At 57.2% G+C, this 1482-nt stretch carries 2 pseudogenes; both read left to right on the top strand.

What is annotated here, in order from left to right:
* A pseudogene (locus H928_RS32095) lies at positions 1-1212 on the top strand (hypothetical protein); the annotation flags it as partial.
* A gap of 43 nt (positions 1213-1255) precedes the next feature.
* Positions 1256-1482 (top strand): annotated as a pseudogene (locus tag H928_RS32805) (hypothetical protein); the annotation flags it as partial.

The raw sequence follows: 1482 nt of genomic DNA, 5'->3' as shown, positions 1-1482 counted from the left end.
AATGGCTTGCAGGGAACGATACAACTGCCTGGCGAGCCGGCGAAAGACATAGAGCGCTTCATTTTTGCTGCGCCAGATGCTGCGTATTACCAGACTGAGCAGTGGAAGAATGCAACGCGTTCTAGTCGGTGGCTTGGGCTGAATGCGCAAGGTGAAGTCGTGAATGCCTGGTATGCCAGTCTTCAATCAAGTTCGACCGAACCCTTGCGCTTGCACCTGTATCGCGAAAGCCATGCTGAGACGCTGGAGTGCAGCCGCCCAGTCCAAAGCGATATTTTCCGCTGTGTCGCGGCAGGGGATAAATCCCCGGGACAAGCACCAGAGGTCAAAGAGGTGAAGTTTCGCTTGCTAGGCGCGCAGGTGGCTGGCACTGTCAGTCTGCAAGCTGAAGGCGCTGCCTCCCTGCAGTTGCTCGGTTTCAATACCCGCGTAGATTTTCCGTACCGCGGGGCGGTCATCACCGGTTGCTGTTCGAACGGACTGGAGTCGTATCTGCCAGGGACATTTGGCTATTCGCACCGGCCGGCCTATCTGCCCAGCAATGGCACATGGGTGATGGAGGATGAATTGACGGGCAAGCCTGGGCGAGGCGTGAGTCTGGATGTGCAGGGCGGAAAAATGCTGATGCAGGTTTTTGGCTACCAGCCCAACGGCCAGCCCAGCTTCTCGATGGGAGTTGGCGATTATGCGGCTGATCCCCAGGCGCCGGGAACCAGTGGTGCCCGTTTTAGCCTGCACCAGTACCGGGGTGGGCGCAGCGTGGGTGGTGCAGCTGCTAGTGGGCAATGGCTGCGGGACGATGGCGAGGTGGAGGTCCGCATTTCTGGCGCGAAGGGCGTCGGTCTGGCAGAGGCAGTGGTGCAGTTTCCAGGAGAGCCCGCCAAGCCTATGCGCCGTATTTCCTTGCAACCTTGGCAAACGATAGAGGACAAACTGTTCGGCGAATGGTATATCCCGGGCTCGTTCCGAGAGGGAGTACCAGTGACTATCACTCTCAATCGTTTGGATGGCGATTTCGCCACCACTGAAGATGGCTCGGTGAGATGCAAATTTAACGCGCAGGTATCGCGAGGTGAATGCCAAAAAAATGGTTCGACGGATACCGCTTATGTCATGGAACTGTACGACGAGTTTGTCGTGAGCAACTTTTCAATTCGCTTACGTGATCGCCATGGCAATCTCACCGGACTTGGCAATGTACCCATGGATTGAGTAAGCGCGCAGGCCACCGGATGCGCTGCAGAGCGAGGGAGCTTTGCTTTATCAAAACGGCATCCATGTCCGGATGCATACACAGGGAGATGATGTGAGGAGATTTGGATCATTGCAAGCCTTGGGCCTGACGCTGATGGCGCCATTGTTGGCCCTGACCTGCGTGAGCAGTTGGGCCGCCAGAGACTTCACCCCCCAGGCCGGCACTTGGGTGATCAGCGATGAAGTAGACGGTAGACCGGGCCGAGGTTTTGCCATCGATGTGCAGGG

It is taken from the genome of Comamonas sp. B-9, assembly GCF_000410635.1.
Classification (GTDB): domain Bacteria; phylum Pseudomonadota; class Gammaproteobacteria; order Burkholderiales; family Burkholderiaceae_C; genus Comamonas.
This window is presented reverse-complemented; position numbering and strand designations above follow the sequence as displayed.